Below are 20,099 nucleotides of genomic sequence, written 5' to 3'. Positions count from 1 at the left end.
CAGCTTTTTCAATAACAAGGAATGAGGTCAATATGAACAAAAGCTATGCACTGGTCTGGAATCAGGCCCAGGGATGCTGGAACGTTGCCAGCGAAGGAGCTCGCCGCCGCGGCAAGTCTGGCGGTGCCAGGCGCGTGATTGCCGCGGCTGTTGCTCTGTTGGGGCTGGGCGCGCTTGCGCCGGCGCATGCCTTGCCGACCGGCAATGCGATCGTGTCGGGCACCGGCAATGTCGCGTCCTACAACAATGGCCGGGACATGTCGATCAACCAGTCGAGCGACAAGCTGATCATCAACTGGAACGGGTTCAGCATTGGTGCGGGGGAGAAGGTCTCCTTCAACCAGCCCGACAGCAACTCGATCGCGCTCAACCGCGTGATCACCGCGAACGCCAGCAATATCCAGGGCCAGATCGATGCCAATGGCCGCGTCTTCCTGGTCAACCCCAACGGGATGGTGTTCGGGCAGACCGCTCAGGTCAACGTGGGCGGCCTGGTGGCCTCGACGCAGGACATCAGCAACGCGGATTTCACTAGCGGGAACTACCGCTTTACCGGAAGCGCGGGTGCATCGATCATCAATGCCGGCCGGATCACCGCCGCCCCGGGCGGCAGCGTGGCGCTGCTGGGCAGCACCGTGCGCAACACTGGCATGATCCAGGCGCAGATGGGCCGGGTGGCGCTAGGCGCCGGCAATGACTTCACCGTGAGCTTCGACGCCGGCAACCTGCTCAACCTGAAGGTGAATGACGGCCTGGTGGGCTCGCTGGTGGAAAACGGCGGCCTGCTCAAGGCCGACGGCGGCCAGGTGTTGATGACGGCCCGCGCCGCCGGCAGCCTGCAGCAGGCGGTGGTGAACAATACGGGCATGATCGAGGCCAAGACCTTGCGGGGCAATACCGGCAAGATCACGCTGGACGGCGGCAGCGCCGGCGTCGTGCGCGTGGCCGGCAGCCTGAACGCCAGCGCGATGGCCGGCCCGGGCAACGGCGGCACCATCGAGACCCGCGGCGCCGATGTGCAGGTGCAGTTGGCCACCCAGGTCAACACCCAGGCCAATAACGGGCAGACGGGCACCTGGAAGCTCAGCGCGATGGATGTCAACGTCGGCCAGACCGCCGGCAATGGCGAGATTACCGCGTTTAGCGACACGCTTTCGCGCAACCTCGGCACCACCAATATCGAGCTGGCCAGCACCGTTGGCAATATCTCGGTCAACGCGCCGATCAGCTGGAACAGCGGCAACAAGCTGACGCTGGCCTCGGCGGGCGATGTCAATGTGAACGGAGCGCTGAGCGCCACCGGCGTCAACGCCGGCTTGGCCATGACCGCGGGCGGCGGCAAGGATATCAACCTGAACAACAAGGTCACGCTCAGCGGGGCCGGCAACGGCCTGGAGTTGAACTATGGCCGTTCGCAGAACCTGAACAACGGCGCGGTGGTCACGTTGTCGGGGACGGGGGCGTCGTTCAGGTCGAACGGCTTTTCCTATAACGTGATCCAGAATCTCGCGCAGCTGCAGGGCATCAACGACAATCTGGGCGGCTACTACGTGCTGGGCAACAGGATCAACGGCGGCAGCCTGAAGTCGATTGGCGGCGACTACGGCACGTTCTACGGCGCCTTCGACGGCCTGGGCAATACCTTGAACAATCTCTCGGTGACCAGCACCGGGCCTTTGTCCGGCCTGTTTTCGGCATCGTCCGGCAGCATCAGCAACCTCGGCCTGACAACGTTGTCGGTCAACGCGACGTCTGCCAATGCCGGCGCCGCTGCGCTGGGCGCGCTGGTCGGTCAGAACTCCGGCACCATCTCCAACGTCAGCGCCACCGGCGTACGCCTCAGTAGCAACACCGGGCGGGCCCATTCCATGGGTGGCCTGGTAGGGAAGAACCTCATCGACGGCTCCATCGACCGCGCTTCGGTGAGCGCTTCCTGTCTGGCTGGCAGCGGCCTGACCCAGTCGATCGGCGGCCTGGTCGGCGAAAACGCGGGCAGGGTGACACGCAGCACGTCGGATGCCACCATCTCGGGGGGCATGCAGCGCACGGCCATGGGCGGCGTGGGCGGCCTGGTCGGGCTGAACGTCGGGCCTAACGCCTATGTTGCCGATTCGTCCAGCCGGGGCACCGTCGGCGCATCCAATGGCGGCGTGAACGTGGGCGGCCTGGTGGGCTACAACAGCGGTGGCGTCATCGAGCGCGTCTTCTCCGCCGGTAAGACAGGCGCTTCCGGCAACGCCGTGATCGGTGGCCTGGTCGGCCTCAACGACAGCGGCGGCCGGATTTCCGATTCCTACACCATCGGCAACGTCGACGGCCGCGGTGCCGCGGCCATCGGCGGCCTGGTGGGGCAGAACCGGAACGGTAGCCTGACCAATGTCAAGACCAGCGGTGTCGTCGCGGATAATTCGGGCATCGATGTGGGTGGCCTGGCCGGCAGCAACGAGGGCGGCACCATCTTCGGCGCAGAAGCCACCGGCGCCGTGATCGGCGGCGCCAACAACCGCGTGGGCGGCCTGGTCGGCAGCAACTACAGCGGTAGCATCCAGAGTTCGGTGGCGCGAGGCAAGACCACGGGCGGCAGCAACAGCCACACCGGCGGCCTGGTCGGCTACAACGGCGGCGACCTGCTGGCGGTGGAAGCGAGCGGCGAAGTCTATGCCCGCGACAACAGCTTTGTCGGCGGCCTGGTCGGCACCAACGTCGCCACCAATGGAACCGCGATCGTGTCGGGCGTGGCCAGCGGCAACGTCAAGGGTGACACTCGCAGCGTGGTGGGTGGGCTGGTTGGCCAGAACTACGGCGCGGTCAGTGCTTCGTCGGCTACCGGCACGGTGAGCGGTGGCGGCTATGTGACGATGGGCGGCCTGATCGGCCTGAATCAGGGCGAAGTCAATTACTCGACCGCGAGCGGCAAGGTCAGCTTCACGCCGAACTACACCCAGAACTATGGTGGCCTGGTCGGTGTGAACTTCGGTCGTATGCAGGGCAACCGGGTTTCCGGCAATGCCGCCCTGCTGCCGCAGGCCGGCATCAACTACGGCACCATCATTCAATAAGGTGCTGAAGCCGTCCACGGGCCTGCCTGCCTAGCAGGCCCCTTGCACCTTGCATGCCGTGTTTCGGCATGGCATGCAAGGGCATTTCAATACCGCGCCATGGAACACAAGGACGGATATGCGTTGCTGGCGGCACAGGTGGCGGGTCCTGCTGGCCGCGAGCACCATGGATTTTGACGCCGCCTCGAAAGGCTGGGGAGCAGGGGCGGGGAGATGGAGAGCTGCATGAATACGAATGTACTGCCTATCGCCGGGCGGCCGGGTAGCCGGAAATTGCACGGGGCGCGCCGATCGGCACGCCTGTTCTTTGCCGTGCTGATGCTGGGGCTGGCGAGCGGCAGCGCCCAGGCACAATTTGAAAACCGCTTGGCCACCAACTGCACGAACCCCAATCCGCAGGAGATCCAGCCGTGGACGGTCACCAATCCCCTGACCAGCAGCACGGCCGTCGGCACGATCCTGATGGAGCGGCGGTTCGCATTGTCGACGTCCTTCACCTTTGGTTCGACGCCGGCAGTGGATGCTCACGAGCTGGTCACGGGCGCGCACTGGGCAACGGGGTTCGGGCCGCCCATCGGTGCGGATGGCATTGTGCCAACGAATATTGACGGCATCGGCTTCAAGTGGGAAGCCCTATCGTCGGACGGCGTCGCGAGAATCCTGCGCAAAGAGGCCGACCCGCTTGCCGTCGAGAAGATCAACGTCTTGTTTCAGCCCAATCTGGGGATAAGGACCGGGTCCACCATCGCCAGCTACAAACAGTACCTGGTGCTGACCAAGGACCCGAATGCGCTCCCCTCGGGCGAGATCAAGGTGACCAATGTGGCGGGTGGTCTCCAGGTGAAGATCTACGCAGCGGATTTTCTGAAGTCGGTGGGGGTGAGCCTGGGCAGCACGTTCCAGGTGCCCACCTTGGGCCCGGGATGCCATCAGTCCATTACCTATGACAGTACGGGTCTCGTCAGCATCGGCGGCGGCCCTCCGCCCCCGATTCCGAACAAATGCGATGTGGTGGCCAATCAGATCATTCCAGTCAATCTGGGGAGTATTCCCATTGATCGGTTCAAGAGGCTCAACGACACCTCCCCGCCGAAGTACTTCGAGATTGCCCTGAGCAATTGCGCGGCCAACGCCAAGCCCACGATCAGCTTCAGGGACAAGGCCACGCCTCCCAATGCGGACAAGACGGTATTGCGGCTCAGCGCGCCGGGCGGGCAAAGCCTGGCCCAGGGGTTTGGCATCATCATGACGCGCGAGGATGGCAGCCGGGAGCGCATCGCCTATGGCGATCCGGGCGTTGCCAAGAAGTACGAGATGACGCTCGACAAACCGGGCAGGACCGCGAAGCTTCCGCTGTCGGCGCAGTACATCCGCACCGGTGGCGACGCCGAGGTGAAGGCCGGCTATGCGGGAGGCTCAGCCGAGTTCACCTTCACTTTCCCCTGAGGATGGTGTCCAGAAGCGGGGTGGCAACGCCGATCTGACCATATGCGAGCCATCAGATGAAATCGAGGAGCTGCCTCACCCGGTTTCGATGCCAAATTCGGCATGAACGTGGACGATTTCGCCAGTGTCGCGGGTCTGTGTTCCGATTAAGGGTGTCGAGAAACGTGGTGGTGGGTATAGGATGGAAGGTGGCCAATGGAAAGCAACGTATAAGTGTTGCTGTTGATGATGGGGATGATGATGTTGCTTGATATTTCCAACGTGCGTTCGACTCTTGATGATCTAAGAAAAGAATTTCAGGGGTTCGATGTAACCGGATTGTACAATTCCTTTTTGGCGCGTTGCGATATGGTGGGCGAATGGAAATTCTCCGACGGCGATTATTTTGAGCACCTGCCACATGAAACGGAGCGTATGGGGTTTTCATCGCCTCGATTGATGAAGAAAAAATACGCAAGCGTAGAAGAGGCACGTGTGCTGGGGAAATATTGCTCTGGTTTTTATGGCGGCAGCCATATTATTACCGTTTTTCCTGGGCAAAGAGGGATCCAGGCGATCCAGGCGACGCTATACGACCACGGTGACGGCTTCTCGGAGATTCGTACAGTTGGTTTTAAAGGGATGGATCGTCCAGGTAAACGCGAGTCCAGGTTGATCGGCTTGGGAAGGCTACTTCAACTTGATGACGGCGACATAGTCTACGTTGGGGTCGGTGTCGGCGACACTTTTTCCGTATTTCTTTACAAGTACGCTTCCATCGGGAAGGTCCTGTCCGGCCGAGCCATTGCCAAAGGGTGGCCCGGCGAAGATGAATGGTTCTATCGCTACGACAGTGAAGGTCAACTGGCCGAGATAACGTCAGGTACTACGTCCCTTTGGGCGAGGAAATAAACGACCCGGCCGGTTCTCCTGGGAGGGGCAAGCCTAGTCTGCCGAAACCGGGCGTACTTCCGTAAAGTGAGGAACGATGTCTAAGGCTCGTGTAATTGGAACATCTATAGATGCTATTCGTGCTGCTGAGACAGAATTGGGACGTACGCTACCTAAGTCTTTCTCGGATTGGCTTTTAGTAAACAATGGGAGATCCTTGGGTGCATTGACCGTGTTTCCCGTCTTCGATTCCCGCGATCCGAGAAAGACATGGGAATCCATAGTCCGTCATTTCAACGAGGGATGGAAGGAATGGCTGGACAATTTTGGAGATACATCAATTGACTTCTCTCAATTGCTGCCTTTCGCGGAGTTCGGAACAGGGGATTACTATTGCTTCGACTATGCGAAGCTAGGCGGTGCTGGGGAGCCCGTCGTCGTTCGATGGTCACACGAGACCGGTGAGACGGTTCAAGATTCCGACAGCTTTGCATCATTCCTGACGATGCCAGGACGCCCCGCATAGCGTAGATTCTGCAGTCGCTGGACAACCTGCTCAAGGCATATGCCGGCACCCACTACAGCTGGGACGAGCGCGGCAACCTGACCAATCGCGTGACCTCGCGTGACCAACGGCACGGGCGCGCGCTTCATCCGGGACAGCTTCAACCGGCTGGTGGGCGGTTTTTTTTGCCCACCATTGGCGTAGCAGTGTGACTTTTTGTAGCGGGAGGTTTGGAGCGTACTTTGTGCCTTTATACTGCGCAGGTCGTTGCAACCACAGCGACCGGGTTTGACAGCCTGCTAAGAACGCGGACATGTCGAAATCCCTTAAGAAGGAGGCACACCCATGCCCCAGTCTTCGCTCGCCCATCCCGGGCAAATCGTATCTTCCAAGCCAGCCATTCCCTGCCAGCGCCTGCGCGCCTTCCAACGGAGGGCGCCCGATGCATAGGTATCCGCACTACAACATCACCGCCCAGCGCGCCGGGCGTGACACCTTCCTCACGGCCCACGCGCCTTCCGAAAGCCCGCTGAGCCTCGCCGCCGAAAAAACCGCGCAACTCAACGCGCTGCTATCGGTGGCTGTCGAGAATGCTGCCGGCGGCTCCTTGTGCAACATCACCGAAGAGACGCAGAGCCATCTGCTTTCGCTGGCGGCCGTGCTCGCTCATGAAACGCTGGTGTTGAGCGAGTTGGCCGCGCAGGACGATGAGGGGGAGGGTGGCGATGGATAATGGGTAGCCTGCCAAGCGGAGACGCAGGTGAAGTCCGGAACCCGGAGCCGATCGAGGCGCTCAAATGTGCCTGGGCGTGATCAGCCGCTTTCTCCAGCATCGTTCTGCGCAAACTGGACTGCAAGGCCGATCGCCCGTAGGCTATATCCGTTCACCTGCCAGCCACCCCCGGTCCTCTGCGGATGATCGGGGCCAAACGGTATCGCCTGCACCCTAAGCCCCGCCCAGGGGATTTCACTGCGCGCCGATGGCCGCACGTCGATCAATATGTCGTCCCGATGCAAGCCACCCTGCGTTTCGGAGTAAGGCTGTCCGACGGCACCCCAACGGCGTAGCCAGGCACACAGGTGCGTGGCGACCTCCTTTACGTCCGAGCGCACGTACACCACGCCGGGCCGTAGTTGAGGCATCACGATATCCGGTGCATCGATGGGCAACGAGAAGGGCAGCGTAGCCGAGAAGAGGCTTCCGAGCCCGGGCTCGCTGACCACCTGGATAGCGCCGCCCATCAACTGGGCAAGCCGATGGCAGATCGAAAGTCCGAGTCCGGAGCTGGCGGTCGCCTGCGGGCTACCGCTTGCCTGATAATACGACTCGAAGATGCGCTCCTGGCTTTGCGCGGCAATGCCGACGCCGGTGTCCGCCACCTGCCACATCAGTTCGACGCCTTCCGGCCGGGTTGCCACCATCCGCGCGCGCAGCACCACCCGGCCCATCTGCGTGAACTTGATGGCGTTGCTCAGAAGGTTGTTCAGGATCTGGCGCACGCGAGCTGCATCGCCAAGCAAGTTCCCGGGCATGTCCGCATCGATACAGGCGTAGATGAGCAGGCCCTTGCGCTGCGCGCGTGCAGCGTACGAGGACAGCACGTCCTCCGTCAGGTCGAGCGGCGAGAAGGCTGCTGGTTCGAGCATCAGGCTCCCGGCTTCGATCCGCGAGATGTCCAGCGTGTTATCCACTACCTGCAATAGCGCATCCGAGGACCGTTCGATGGCCTTGATGTACTCTCGCTGCTGCCCCGACATGCCGCTCAAGGCCAGGAGCTCAAGGGTTCCCAGAATGCCATAAAGCGGCGTGCGAATCTCATGACTCATGGTGGTCAGGAAAACGGTCTTGGCCTCATTGGCGGCTTCCGCCCGTTGCATAGCCAACTGCGTTGCTGCTTCCATTTCCTTGCGGGCCGTGATGTCGTTGAACGCGCAGATCACCACGTCTTCGCCCTGGTAGCGTGCCGACGCGAAAGACACATAGACGCTGCGGCCGTCATGCAGCACCAGCTCCCTCCCGGTGCTCGGATGGCGGTCCCTGGACAGCGCGGCTTCGCGCCACGAGACGTCGGGATCAAACCAGCTTCGCGCCAATCCGTTGGCAAGTGGCACGTTGCCGTCGCGGCGGCGAAGCACGCACAGGGCCACCGGTGCCGCCTCGATGATGGATCGGCTAAACGCTTCGCTTTCAATCAGGCTGTCGAATTGCCGCAGCGCCGGCCGCATCTGGTGCCGATGGATATACACGATGCCGATGCCCATGCCGATGATCAGCAGAAGGAAGCCCCCCAGTGCCAGCCGGATGGCCGGCATGCACACCTTCAGCAGCGCGCTCGCACGAATGAAATAAACCACACGCCAGCCGTCGTCGCCTACCGCCTTGCTGAGCGTGAGGTACTTGGGTATCGGGCCTTTTCCGTATCGAATGAACGCATCCTCGCGCGTCATTCTTGCCAGATCATGCCTAAATTCGGCATCTTCCGCGCGTTCGAGAACAACGTTGTCATGGCGGTCCAGCAGCATATAGCTCAGGCCAGGCTTGGACAGCAGGAGACCCGGCTCGACATTGTCCAACGCCAATCCAAGCCAGCCGGCTGTCTTCTCGCCAGGATCGACCCGGCCAAACATATAAAGACGATGATGAATACGATCGCTGGCCCAGATGATCGACCTGGCGTCAGCCGGTTGCGCGTGCCGCGCAGCCAGGATGTTCGTCACCTCTGGCGAGAGAGCCTCCCGAATTCCACGGCGATCGCTCTCCAGCCCTATCTGCGTGGACCGGTCGGCGGTCCAGTAGACCAGATGGGCGCCTGAGCGCGCAATGGCAGCCCTGTCCCGTTCAGTCACATACAAGGTCCAGCTCTTCCCGGCCTGCCGATCGATGGCGAGCGAAATCCCTTCGATGTGATGTGCCTCGCTTGTCGGCAACGCGACGGCCTCGCCGCTGCCTTCGGAGATGGAGTCGATCAAGGATCTCAGCAGCGAACTACGTCGCCCCAGGAAAACCTGCGCGTTATACGCCGCGGCATTCATCTGGCGCCGATATGCGGAAATACTTCTCTCGAATTGAGACTCCAGGTACAACACCGCAGCCAAGCCCGCGCACAGCAGCAACGCCGCGGCTAGAAGATATAGCATCACAACGGCTACGCGCGGCGGAGATATCTTGACGCGACGGCGCCCAGCACGAAGTCGATGGAAATGCATGATCGAATAGTGCCGCCGATCGGAATGCTTTCCTATCGGACAATTCTCAATCTTCGATTTCAGCAGCGATTTTCCATAGACCCCGCGCCATTCCGCTGACAAGACCCCGAAGTGTCGTTATCCGCGCAGGGAATTGACCGTCTCCAATGCGGCGGTCTCCTCGTTGGCAGGGGCAAACCGAAAGGCGAATGCGTACTCGTACAGCTCGCGGTCGTTTGCAAGTCCCAGCTTTTTCATGCCCGTGATGCGCTGCGTGCTCACGGTCTTGACGCTGCGGCCCAGCGCCGTGGCGATCTCACCGACGCTCATGCCTCGCGTATAGCGGCGCAGCACTTCGGTCTCCCGTGCTGAAATGCAGTCGTTGGCAAAGACGTCGATCGGCTCCTCCGCCATCCGCGAATGGGCGATCAGCCTGCGCACCGATTGCGCGATGTACATTCGCCCTCGCGCGACGGCCCGGATGGCACTCGCGATCTCCCTGGCCGGATCGCTCCTCAGCAGCAGACCATGGGCACCCGAGACGATCATGGCTCGCAGGACCAACGGGCTGGATACCTTGGTGATGATCACGACCTTCAAGCGAGGACAGGTGCCATGCAGAAGATCCAGCAATGCGATATTGTCGTCATGTCGCCCGCCCGGACGATGAAAGGCGCAGAGCAGGACATCGGCCCTGGCTCTGCCCAGCCATCGCATCAGTTCGGCGGAATCCACGGGTTCTCCAACGATCTCGACCTCATCCATCAGCGCTAACACCTGGCGCAACTTTTTCTGCGATGTGGAGTGGTCATCCGCAAGAAGCACTCTGATTGGCACAACTAGGCCCTCCGATCAACGAATCTGTGTAAAGCCGATCCGGCGCCCGGCGGACGGTGCCCGGTGCGGCAGCGATGACCGGAATGGCGTAGCAATATCTCGCCCCTGCTTCAAGGCGACAGGGCCTGGCAGCAAGCCGATCCTCCTGCGGGTAGTGGCAAAGAATGGCCCAGATCAATTGGGGGGCGGGAAATACCTTCCGATGGCTTGGTTCCATGAAAGTTATATTGGCCGCCAAAGCCCCGGTTTGGCTCGCGTGCATCAGCAGATATTCGCCAGAATTCCCCTGTGGCGACATAGGACAGTTCTTGTTTTCGTTAAAAATAAATAAATTGAGATTATCGCCAAACTTAACAACGAGTGTGTGCTAAGGGCGCCCCGTCGGGGAAGGTCAGCCTCTCATCAAGGTCAGGTCCGGAGCAGTTTGCCCAGCCCATCCCGAGTTTAGCCTCTGGCGTGCACAAAAACCATAACCTGATCTGGAACGTGCGCTGTTCTTTGGGCGCGCCAGGAGATATCGATGCTTCGTCTATCGTGGAATTACAATTCGTTTTCGTGAATATGACTGTAATAAAGTATACAAAAAAATGAAATAATGATTAATTAACAGGCGTCGTATTGTTGGTTGGGTGATTAAAGGAAATAGGACTCTACGGCGCGGATGAAGCCAGGGCAGTTCTCCGGCGCACGCCTGCTCGCTACTGCTCAGTGGCGCGGATGCTTGCTGCGTTCTAGCTGATGATGAGCAACGATCCCCGCTAGCCAGCCGCCCAGCGGCTGTCAATGCCGAACTGGCGCTTATTGCGCCGAGCCTCATCATCCGATGGAAATGCGCCGGAGTTCGGCTCTCCAGGTTCACGCGCCATCGGACAGCGCCGACATGCTGCTGCAGAACCAGATTATTCTGGTAGAAGAAGCGCGATGACTTCAGTATTCTGGACGTCGTCGGCATCAACATTCCCTGGTGATGCCGAATCCCGATTCCGGCGAGGATTCCCTCCCTCGGCCCGGATTTCTACCCACCCAAGCGACCCTCGCGGGCAGCTTGGGTTTTTTTTGCGCCCGGCAGGGCGCGTCCCGCTACTGAAACAGCTCGGTAGCAATGCAGAAGGTAATGAGCTGCTGATCGGTTGTCACACCGAGCTTTTGCATTGCTGACACCTTGTGGCCACTCACTGTCTTGATACTGCGGTTGAAGTGCTTGGCGATATCCTGAACCGACTCCCCGCCAACGAAATGGCGAAGCACTTCATATTCCCGCGGCGACAGCGTCTTGATTCGCTCGCCAATGGACTCCGCCCCCGGACTCGCGCGAAGAGATGCCTGGAGGGAGGCTGGAATGTACCTGCGGCCGCTCCGGATCGCGAACAGGGCGGCGAGGATGTCGTTGAGCGAGTCGCCCTTGAACACCACACCGTGCACGCCGGCATCGTACAGGGCCGATATGATGATCGGGTTGGTGAGCATTGTCAGCACCAGCAGCTTGACGCCGGGAAACGTCCTGGTCAGGTATGCGATGAGCTTCAGGCCATCCCCGAAGACCGAATCACCGGGCATGGCATAGTCGGTGACGATAATATCCGGACGGGCAAGGGGAATCTTGGCGATCAGGTCCGAGGGACCCGAGGCGGAATCAACTACCACGAAACGCAGGTCCTGCTCAATGACTTCGCGTATTCCCATGAGCACCAGGGGATGATCGTCCGCTAAGATGATTTTGGTTTTTTTCATGGAGTTCAAAAATCGGATAAAGAGAAGCCACCGCCTGTTTGATTGTCAAAAGATTGTCAAAACTCAGCAAGAATGGCCTCGATCTGCGAGGCAACCAGCGCTATGCCGGCCTTCTGCTTTTGCTGGAGGCCTTCGCTGCGAATGTCTTCCTCCAGGGCTTCGCAGGATTTCACGAGTCTGAACAATTCTACGGTAGCCAGCGCTCCGCGGATACGATGCAACGTATCCAGGGCGCTGCTGGCGGACGAATTCGCGATGGCTCGATTGAGCGCCGCGATATCGCTTCGCATGGTCTCGGCGAATATGTTGCGGAACCTGAGTGGCACGAACCCGACTTCATCGTGACTGGCCGGGGACTCCGGCACGGCTTGCGCCACGTGCCGCATGACAGCAGGCGAGCGGATGGACTGAAGATGAGACCGTAGCACCCCCAGGTCAAATGGCTTGACCAGCCAGGACGTCATGCCCGCGTCCATGCAGCGCTGCGCCTCTTCGCGCATCGCATTGGCGGTGATTCCGATAATCGGGCCCTCGTAGCCTTGTTGCCTCAGCGCTTCGGTCAACTCGTAGCCGTTTGCCCTTGGCATGTTGATGTCCGTGATCACGACATCGAACAGATCGGGATGCCATCGGGCCAGCGCATCCACCCCATCGCAGGCCAGGGCAACCAGGCAGCCGATCTGTTCGAGTTGCTCCTTCAGGATCATTCCATTTATGGCGTTATCCTCGGCCACGAGAACCCGAAGCTGTGCGCCGGCGGAGTGCGGTTCCGCCGGCGCGGCAAGTGACTCGGATATGCCCGGCCCCGCCAGGGCGATGGCGCTGGCGAGCGCTTGCACGCTGTGCGCGCTCAGGTAGCCACGCCTCGCTGACAACGCAGCGTCCGCCGCGGCAGGCTGGCTGCCGGCAAACAGATAATGCCCGGTCCAGCCCTCGGGAACGGGGGAGGAGACGAGAAGGTCCAGCAGATGCGCGTGCCGCGCGGCATCGACAGGGATATCGTCTGCCGCGTGGGTGGTGGCCCCCCAGCGCTTCAGCCATGCGCACACATTGTCGGTCAACTCCTTGCTCGGGGATCGCACGTAGACGGATTCCCCCGTCAGCACCGGCGCTTGCGAGGGTACCTGCACCGCAGCATGCGACAAGGGGAGCATCAGCGAAAAGCTGCTTCCCAGGCCCGGGTCGCTGACCACCCGGATGTCCCCATGCATCAGCTTTGCCAGGCGCATGCAGATGGACAAGCCTAGTCCGGCGCCGCCGACCGTATGCATATTGCTGTCGGTCCGGTAGAACGGGGTGAAGAGTTCCGCTTGACGTTCCCGCGGTATCCCGACCCCTGTGTCCACCACCTGGAACTGCAGCGTCACGCCAACGCGATCTTTCGAAACTTGCCGTACGCGGAGAATCACGTGACCGGATTCGGTGAATTTAACGGCGTTGCTCAGGAGATGATTCAGTATTTGCTGAATTCGCATGGTGTCGCCACGCAGGTGTTCAGGCAGGTCGGGCGCTACGCAGGCGTACATGAGCAGGCCCTTTTTCCCGGCGCTGGCGGCATAGCGGCTGACGGTCGTCTCCACCAGCGATAGCAGGCTGAAGTCGTCGGCCTCGACGGACAGCTGCCGCGCCTCGATCTTGGCGATATCCAGGACGTCGCTGATGATTTGCATCAGTAGTTCCGACGAGTTACGGATAGTCTGGACATACTGCCTTTGCGCGTTGCCAAGGCCGGTGAAATCCAGGAGTTCCAGCGCGCCCATGACGCCATACAGCGGCGTGCGGATTTCGTGGCTCATCGAGGCCAGGAAGGTGGTCTTGGCCTCGCTCGCGTTGTCGGCGTCCTGCTTTCCCTTGGCCAGGGCGCGTTCGATTTCCTTGCGTGCGCTGATATCGGCGAACGCGCACAGCAGCACGGCTTGGCCACCGTAGCGGGTCGGCGAGAAAGCCAGGGAGAGCGGCCGGTTGCCGTCGCCCCGGATTTCCTCGATAACGCCGGGCAGGGTAGCGGCAAGCACTTGCGTGGCCTGAGAGGCATTGTCGAGAACGCACTGCAGGTCCTGGTGCGTGTCCAGCCCCGGGTCCAGGTTCAGCCATTGCTTTGCCAGATGGTTGCCGAACAGCGCCGTTCCGTCCGCCCGGCTGTAAATGCACAGCGCCACAGGCGCGGTCTCGATCAGCGCGCGGCAAAATGCGTTGGTTTCCGCCAGCCGCTCGTGCGCCTGGCGCGCTGGCAATACCACGCGCCGGTGGTACCAGCGGACGAAGCACAAACTACCACCCAGCCCGAATAGCGCCAGCAGTGCGAGGCTGACTGGCAGGCCCTTGTTATGGCGCAAGAGGGTCGGGTAACCGATGCGGTATAGCCCGTGCCACGACCCGCTCGGGTCCTTTAGCCGAAAGTACAGTCCGTCGGCGGCATAGGTGACGCCATCCGCCTTCGATGCGGGCATCGGCGACTTGCCCGCCAAGGGGGTGCGGGCCTTGTCTTCCAGCCAGAAATCGTCGTAGCTGGGTGTTTCCAGAGAACCCCGAACACTGCCAATGCTGTCCAGACTCAGTAGCGCGGCAGCGTAGAGCGTATCGTTCCCGGAATGCGTCTCTCGCGGTATGGCCGCCGCGGCATCGAGAGACAGGACCGCGAGCATCTTGCCTGCCCCCCCGGCCGCCGGATCTGCGCGGAGCCAGCTGACAGCCCCCGATGCAACGTCGCGCTCGCCTAGGTGCGTGCCGGCAGGCTGCGAGACCGTCGAGAACACCATGCCGTACTCCTCGGACCTGCTGTCCGAATCGGAGCGGAATGCCTGCATGGCGACACTGGCATCGGCGTGCGCCGCGATCAGGAAGACATCTGCCGGAGGATGCTGGGATGCTGCCCAGTACGCGCTGTAGTAATCGAAAAAAAAGAAGCCAAACCGGAGCACGGATCTGTCTTGCGGAGGACAGTCTGCCGTGCCCCTGCAGGCAATGCTGAACATGACCGACGTGCGCGGAACCCGCGCCTCGAACAGCATCACGCCGCCATGGATGCTCGAATCGATGCGCCGCAGGTTGATATCGCCCGTGTAATCATCGGGATGCAAGCTCTGGACTCGCGTGCGCAGGCGTATCAGGAAGGCCTCCTGCTCTCGGATATGGCCAGTGAGTTCGGAAAAATGGGTGGCGATCCGTTCTTCCTGATCCTCCACAATGCGGAACATGCCCCAGCCAAGCGTGCCGGCCAACATCAGCGCCAGCGGAACGACGGCGAACAGCACGAGACTCAGTTGCCTCTGCGTGCGGGCAAGGCGGCGGATCGGACTGCTTTCCATTAGCGCGGCAGGTAGTGAAAGGCATCGTGTCTACGATGGGGCCCCGGGGAACATTGGAAACCTCTACGGCGGTGCCACGCTGCGGCCCGGTGTGGCCGGCATTGCGCACACGCCAAAGGACGGAGAATGGCCTGCTCTGCCCCGAGCAATACATAAGTGTCACTGGACGTGTCACTGAAAGTGGGGCAACTCGATGTGTACACCAGATCCGACAATTGCTCAATAGCCGCGGAGCATATCCCGGCATTTCGGAAGGGCCCGGACGATGCCAGCCAACGGCAGAGCCGTCCGTCTCGAACCGGAACTTGTGCTGTACACCACGGGACGCCCTACAGAATTTACGCCAAGTCCTTGTCGTGCTAGATTGGCGCCTCGATGTCTTGCCATCACGGAGTCGACCCATGCGAACGCCGACAAGGCAGCAAGCCTATGACGAGGCGAAGCGATTTATCGAAACCATTGCCCTGCGGGACGCACTGGCGCTACAGCACAAATTTGGCATTTCCAGCGCTGTGGCCGAAGAGATATTCGCGTGCATTGATGAATACTTCGATGAGGGGGTAATCCTATCCATTGCGCCACCGGAGGCGGCCTTTGATTCGCGTACGCGGAAAAGGCCGTGCATAGATGTCTATGAAACCAACGGAAAAGCATTGGGAATGGAGTGTGTGCTCTTTGAAAATGGCAGGCCCGGTGAGGCCATTCTTCATATTGAAGTTTCAGAAAATAACGAAAAACTGGATCTGTACTACAAGTACATTGGATCTTGATGATATTTCTGGCTTGATCTCTTCAAGTTAAAAGGCCTTGTCGCGGGCGGCGGTTCAAGGATCTGGCCGCCACCTCGAATATTGCAACTTGCACACACCCGATATGACCGCTTCCATCCCCGATCTTGATACCGCCAGCGCTACCCAGCTTGTCCAGGCACTGGCAGCGCGCCAGGTGGGCGCGCTGGAGCTTTGCAATGCTGCCATCGCTCGCATCGAGCAGCGTGACGGCAACATCAATGCGGTCGTCGTGCGCGATTTCGAGCGGGCACGGGACCAGGCGCGCGCTGCCGATGCCGCTTTGCAACGGGGAGAGCGCCGCCCGTTGCTCGGGGTGCCGATGACGGTGAAGGAATCGTTCAATGTCGCAGGCCTGCCAACCACATGGGGCTTTGCGTTTGCCAGTGCGTTGCCGGTCACCGAAGACGCGGTCGCTGTCGCCCGGCTAAAGGCAGCGGGCGCCGTGATCCTGGGCAAGACCAATGTTGCCTTCGCGCTTGGAGACTACGAAAGCAACAACCCGGTATATGGGCGCACGCGGCATCCGCTTGACGCGGCACGCACCCCTGGCGGGTCGTCCGGCGGCGCGGCGGCGGCGCTGGCGGCAGGGATGGTGCCGCTGGAGCTGGGTTCGGATATTGGCGGCTCGATTCGCGTGCCTGCGCACTTCTGCGGCGTCCATGGACACAAGCCGACCCATGGCCTGCTGCCGGTGCGGGGACATCAGTTCCCTGGCTACCAGGCCGCCCCCGATGTGCTGTCGGCCATCGGGCCGCTGGCACGCAGCGCGGCCGACCTCGAGCTAGCGCTCGACGTGCTCGCCGGCCCCGATACGGATGAGGCCCAGGCCTACCGCCTGGCGTTGCCGCCCGCGCGCTTCTCGGATATCCGGGACTTGCGCGTGCTGGCACTCAGCGAGCATCCTTCGGCCCGCACGGGCGCTGACGTTCGGCGCGCGCTCGGTGACGTGGCTAACCGGCTTGCGCGTGCCGGTGCGCATGTGGAATATGCCAGCGCGCTGTTGCCCGATCTTGCGGTCCTTCAGGAAGAGTATGCGAAGCTCCTGATGACGATCGTGACACGCGGCGCGCCGGATGCGCCGCCGTGCATGTCTGCCCACGAGTGGCTATTCCTGCTGGACCGGCGCATGCATCTGCGCAGCGATTGGAGCCGCCTCTTCGCCTCGTTCGATGTGGTGATCGCGCCGCCGTTTGGCACGGCGGCGTTCGAGCATATCCCCGCCCTCGATTGGGAGCACACGACGCTGAGCATCGATGGCGAGCCTTCCCTGTATCGCGAGCAACTCGCCTGGTCGGGCCTGGCCACCGTCGCGGGGCTGCCGGCAACCGTGGCGCCCGTGGCGACGACCGCATCCGGGTTGCCGCTCGGTGTGCAGATCATCGGGCCGCTGCTGGGCGACCGCACCACCATTGCCGTCGCGCGATGGCTGGAGCATGAGGCGTCGGGGGATTGAGGGTCAGGCAGCGCAAGAGGCCCTGCCGCCGCCTCAAGCCACTTCAGGCCGCCGCGAGCGCTGCGCCCGTGGGCTTCCAGACCGCGCCAGCATAAAACGCCGCCCCAAAATCCGCCGGCACGTCCCCGCGAATCCGCTGCTCATGCAGCGCCAGGTCGGCCAGCAGCAGATCCCGGCTGATGCGGGCGACCGAGCCCGGAATATCGCGCCGCATGCTGGGCACATCGCCCAGCGGCACGCCAACGCTGGCGAAGCCGGCAGGGTTATGCACGTGCAGATCGCGCAGCCACGGCGCGGCGCCTGGTGTTTTCTCAAGATACTCAAGGCCGCTGCCCAGATAGGGCGACGCGGCAAGCTCGTCGTCACGCGCGTCGGCCGGGGGCTGGTAGCGGTCGCGCCAGCGCAGGATATGCGGCGCAATGTCGGCCAGTTCCGGGCGCGCCGACGGATCCACCAGGTAGCCCGTGCCGGCAATCGCGAAGTCGAAACGCAGGGTCTGCCCTTGCACCTCGGTGACGATGCGGCCGGACTCCACCTCGGCGGCGGACAGCGAGGTGCTCAGGTGCAAATGGAACTGCGGGAACTTGAGCACCCGCTCCACCGAGTCGGCCGGCGGCGTGGATCCGGAGCGCCGATAGCGGATGGCTTGCTCCCAGCGCGTGGCATCGGGCAGGGCGTGGTAATTGTCGTAAAGGCCGGGGTAGGCGCGCACGCGCGATACCGGCGTGGCGGCGATATGGTCGCGGCGCGCGAACAGGTGCACGGCGGCCGCGCCGGATTCCAGCGCCACGGCGGCGGCGTCGAAGGCGGAGGCCGCTGCGCCCAGCACGGCTACCGTCTTGCCGCGCAGCGCGTCGAAGTCGATGGCATCGGCCGTATGCGCGGCCAGCCCGGCGGCCATGGCCTGCGACAACACAGCGGGCACGAACGGAGCGCCATTGCCGGCCACGCCATTGGCCAGGATGACCTTGCGCGCCGTCTCGATGCGCGGCTGCCCGTTCACCTCAAGATGCAGCCGGAAGTGCGGCAGCGCGGCGCCGGCTACCGGCTCAATGCGTACCACACGCGTGGCGTAGCGCACCCGCACGCCGAGGAAGCTGCGGTACCAGTCCAGGTAGTCGGCCCAGTCCAGGCGCGCAATGCGGTCGATGGCGGCATAGGCCTCGGCGCCGTGCCGCGCTTCATACCAGGCCTGGAAGCCCAGCGTCGGCACGCCAAGCTCTGGGCCGACCAGGTTCTTGGGCGTGCGCAGCTTCTGCATGCGGGCGCGCGTGCGCCAGACGCCGGCCAGCGCACCGTCTGGCGCGGCGTCGAGCACCGTCACGCGGCCGATGCCCGCGCGGCGCAGCGCGAAGGCATAGGCGCTGCCGCTCTGGCCGCCACCGACGATGGCCACGTTGTGGTCGATGCCGGCGTGGTCCGGCACCCAGTTGTCGGGCGCGGGGCCGAGCAGGCGCAGGGTTTCGCGCGCGAGGAAATCGGGATCGGAGCCGGGGAGGGAAGAGGTTGTCGTCATGCTGCAGCGGCAAGGGTTGAGGCGGCGGGCCTGGAGGACGTGGCGGGATGCGCGGGGCGCTTGAGCCCAAGGTGCTCGCGCAGCGTGCTGCCGTCGTATTCCGCGCGGAACAGGCCGCGGCGGCGCAGCTCAGGCAGCACCAGCGCGATGAAATCGGTGAGCCCGCCCGGCAGCACCGGCGACATGACGTTGTAGCCGTCGGCGCCATATTTGCGGAAGCGCTCTTCGAGCTGGTCGACGATCTGCGCTGGCGTGCCGATCACCTGCCAGTGGCCGCGCGCACCCGCAACGCGCTGGTAAAGCTGGCGGATGGTCAGGTTCTCGCGCCGCGCAAGGTCGATCACCAGGCGCTGCCGGCTCTTGCTGGCATTGGTCTCGGGCAACTCGGGAATCGGGCCGTCGAGCGGATAGCCCGACAGGTCGAAGCCGCCCGTCAGGCCAGATACCAGCGCCAGGCCGACCACCGGGTCGATCAGCGCTTGCAATTGCTCGAATTTCTCTTTGGCTTCGCTTTCGCTCTGGCCCACCACCGGGAATACGCCGGGCAGGATCTTCAGGTCATCGGGCTCGCGCCCATAGCGGGCGAGCCGGCCTTTGACGTCGGCGTAGAACGCCACGGCATCCTCCACCGTCTGCTGCGCAGTGAACACGGCTTCGCCCGTGCGTGCGGCCAGTTCCTTGCCGGCTTCGGAGGAGCCGGCCTGCACCACGACCGGATGGCCCTGCGGCGTGCGCGACACGTTGAGCGGCCCCTGCACCGAGAAATGCTTCCCCTTATGGCCCAGCACATGGCGCCTGGCGGGCTCGTAGTAGCGGCCGCTGGCCTTGTCTCGCAGGAAGGCATCGTCCTCCCAGCTGTTCCACAGCCCGGTGACCACATCGGCGAATTCCGCCGCGCGCTCGTAGCGCTCGGCGTGGGCGAAATGGTGGTCGCGGTTGAAGTTGCGCGCTTCGTGCTCGTTGGACGAGGTGACCAGGTTCCAGCCGGCGCGCCCGCCCGAGATATGGTCCAGCGAGGCGAACTTGCGCGCCACGTGATACGGCTCGTTGAAGCTCGTCGAGGCGGTGCCGACCAGGCCGATGCGCTGCGTCACCGCGGCCAGCGCAGACAGCAGCGTGATGGGCTCGAACTGCGCCTGGTAGCTGTGCGCGGTACGGCTGAGAAACTCGACATCGTCGCCGCGCGTGCCTACGCCGTCGGCCAGGAAGACCAGGTCGAACTTTGCCGCCTCGGCGGCCTGGGCGAGCGCTATGTAGTGCTTGAAGTCGATGCCCGCGTCGGCCTTGGCATCGGGATGGCGCCAGGCGGCGATATGGTGGCCGCTGGGGTAAAGGAAGGCGCCCAGGCTGAGGAAACCGCTACGTTGAGCCATGATTGCTTGTTGGTTGTTGAGGGA

The 20,099-nt window shown here is 62.4% G+C and carries 13 protein-coding genes; 7 read left to right on the top strand and 6 right to left on the bottom strand.

The window, feature by feature from the left end; translation table 11 throughout:
• The first annotated feature begins 32 nt into the window (after positions 1–32).
• The 5 genes from ACX12D_RS10980 to ACX12D_RS10960 all read left to right on the top strand — a co-directional run bounded on the left by ACX12D_RS10980 (position 33) and on the right by ACX12D_RS10960 (position 6,613).
• On the top strand, positions 33–3,059 hold the full coding sequence (locus ACX12D_RS10980; RefSeq protein ID WP_459371161.1) for a two-partner secretion domain-containing protein: 3,027 nt from the start codon (positions 33–35) through the stop codon (positions 3,057–3,059).
• 225 nt (positions 3,060–3,284) lie between these two features.
• A complete protein-coding gene (locus tag ACX12D_RS10975; RefSeq protein WP_459371160.1) occupies positions 3,285–4,505 on the top strand; it encodes a fimbrial protein in 1,221 nt (406 codons plus the stop codon).
• Between the two features lie 213 nt (positions 4,506–4,718).
• On the top strand, positions 4,719–5,396 hold the full coding sequence (locus ACX12D_RS10970; RefSeq protein ID WP_459371159.1) for a hypothetical protein: 678 nt from the start codon (positions 4,719–4,721) through the stop codon (positions 5,394–5,396).
• Between the two features lie 76 nt (positions 5,397–5,472).
• Positions 5,473–5,901, top strand: a complete 429-nt coding sequence (locus ACX12D_RS10965) for an SMI1/KNR4 family protein (protein ID WP_459371158.1) — start codon at positions 5,473–5,475, stop codon at positions 5,899–5,901.
• 421 nt (positions 5,902–6,322) lie between these two features.
• Positions 6,323–6,613 (top strand): hypothetical protein, encoded by a 291-nt coding sequence (locus ACX12D_RS10960; RefSeq protein ID WP_459371157.1) that lies wholly within the window; start codon positions 6,323–6,325, stop codon positions 6,611–6,613.
• An 80-nt stretch (positions 6,614–6,693) separates the two neighbouring features.
• On the opposite strand, the gene ACX12D_RS10955 is transcribed toward ACX12D_RS10960, so the two are convergent.
• From ACX12D_RS10955 to ACX12D_RS10940, 4 genes are all read right to left on the bottom strand, one after another.
• Positions 6,694–8,850, bottom strand: coding sequence for an ATP-binding protein (locus tag ACX12D_RS10955; RefSeq protein ID WP_459371156.1), 2,157 nt, complete (start codon positions 8,848–8,850; stop codon positions 6,694–6,696).
• Positions 8,851–9,204: 354 nt separating this feature from the next.
• Positions 9,205–9,831, bottom strand: a complete 627-nt coding sequence (locus tag ACX12D_RS10950) for a LuxR C-terminal-related transcriptional regulator (protein ID WP_459371155.1) — start codon at positions 9,829–9,831, stop codon at positions 9,205–9,207.
• A 1,152-nt stretch (positions 9,832–10,983) separates the two neighbouring features.
• Positions 10,984–11,634, bottom strand: coding sequence for a response regulator (locus ACX12D_RS10945; RefSeq protein ID WP_459371154.1), 651 nt, complete (start codon positions 11,632–11,634; stop codon positions 10,984–10,986).
• A gap of 56 nt (positions 11,635–11,690) precedes the next feature.
• The gene (locus ACX12D_RS10940; RefSeq protein ID WP_459371153.1) at positions 11,691–14,942 is read right to left on the bottom strand and encodes a hybrid sensor histidine kinase/response regulator; all 3,252 of its coding nucleotides are present in this window, start codon (positions 14,940–14,942) and stop codon (positions 11,691–11,693) included.
• A 401-nt stretch (positions 14,943–15,343) separates the two neighbouring features.
• On the opposite strand from ACX12D_RS10940, the gene ACX12D_RS10935 reads away from it, so the two are divergent.
• Together ACX12D_RS10935 and ACX12D_RS10930 are read left to right on the top strand one after the other, a co-directional pair.
• The gene (locus ACX12D_RS10935; protein WP_459371152.1) at positions 15,344–15,712 is read left to right on the top strand and encodes a hypothetical protein; all 369 of its coding nucleotides are present in this window, start codon (positions 15,344–15,346) and stop codon (positions 15,710–15,712) included.
• Positions 15,713–15,815: 103 nt separating this feature from the next.
• Positions 15,816–17,186 carry an amidase family protein gene (locus ACX12D_RS10930; RefSeq protein ID WP_459371151.1) on the top strand — a complete coding sequence of 457 codons (1,371 nt, stop codon included), beginning with the start codon at positions 15,816–15,818 and terminating at the stop codon, positions 17,184–17,186.
• Between the two features lie 43 nt (positions 17,187–17,229).
• Here ACX12D_RS10930 and ACX12D_RS10925 read toward each other — a convergent pair whose 3' ends face one another.
• On the bottom strand, positions 17,230–18,702 hold the full coding sequence (locus tag ACX12D_RS10925) for a SidA/IucD/PvdA family monooxygenase (protein WP_459371150.1): 1,473 nt from the start codon (positions 18,700–18,702) through the stop codon (positions 17,230–17,232).
• Entirely contained in the window at positions 18,699–20,075 is a 1,377-nt protein-coding gene (locus tag ACX12D_RS10920) for an LLM class flavin-dependent oxidoreductase (RefSeq protein ID WP_459371149.1), read from the bottom strand. The genes ACX12D_RS10925 and ACX12D_RS10920 overlap by 4 nt, the downstream gene beginning before the upstream one ends.
• Positions 20,076–20,099: the final 24 nt, after the last annotated feature.

The organism is Cupriavidus sp. PET2-C1 (assembly GCF_054515855.1).
The sequence above is the reverse complement of the archived record's forward strand: the minus strand, read 5'-3'. Positions and strand labels throughout refer to the sequence as shown.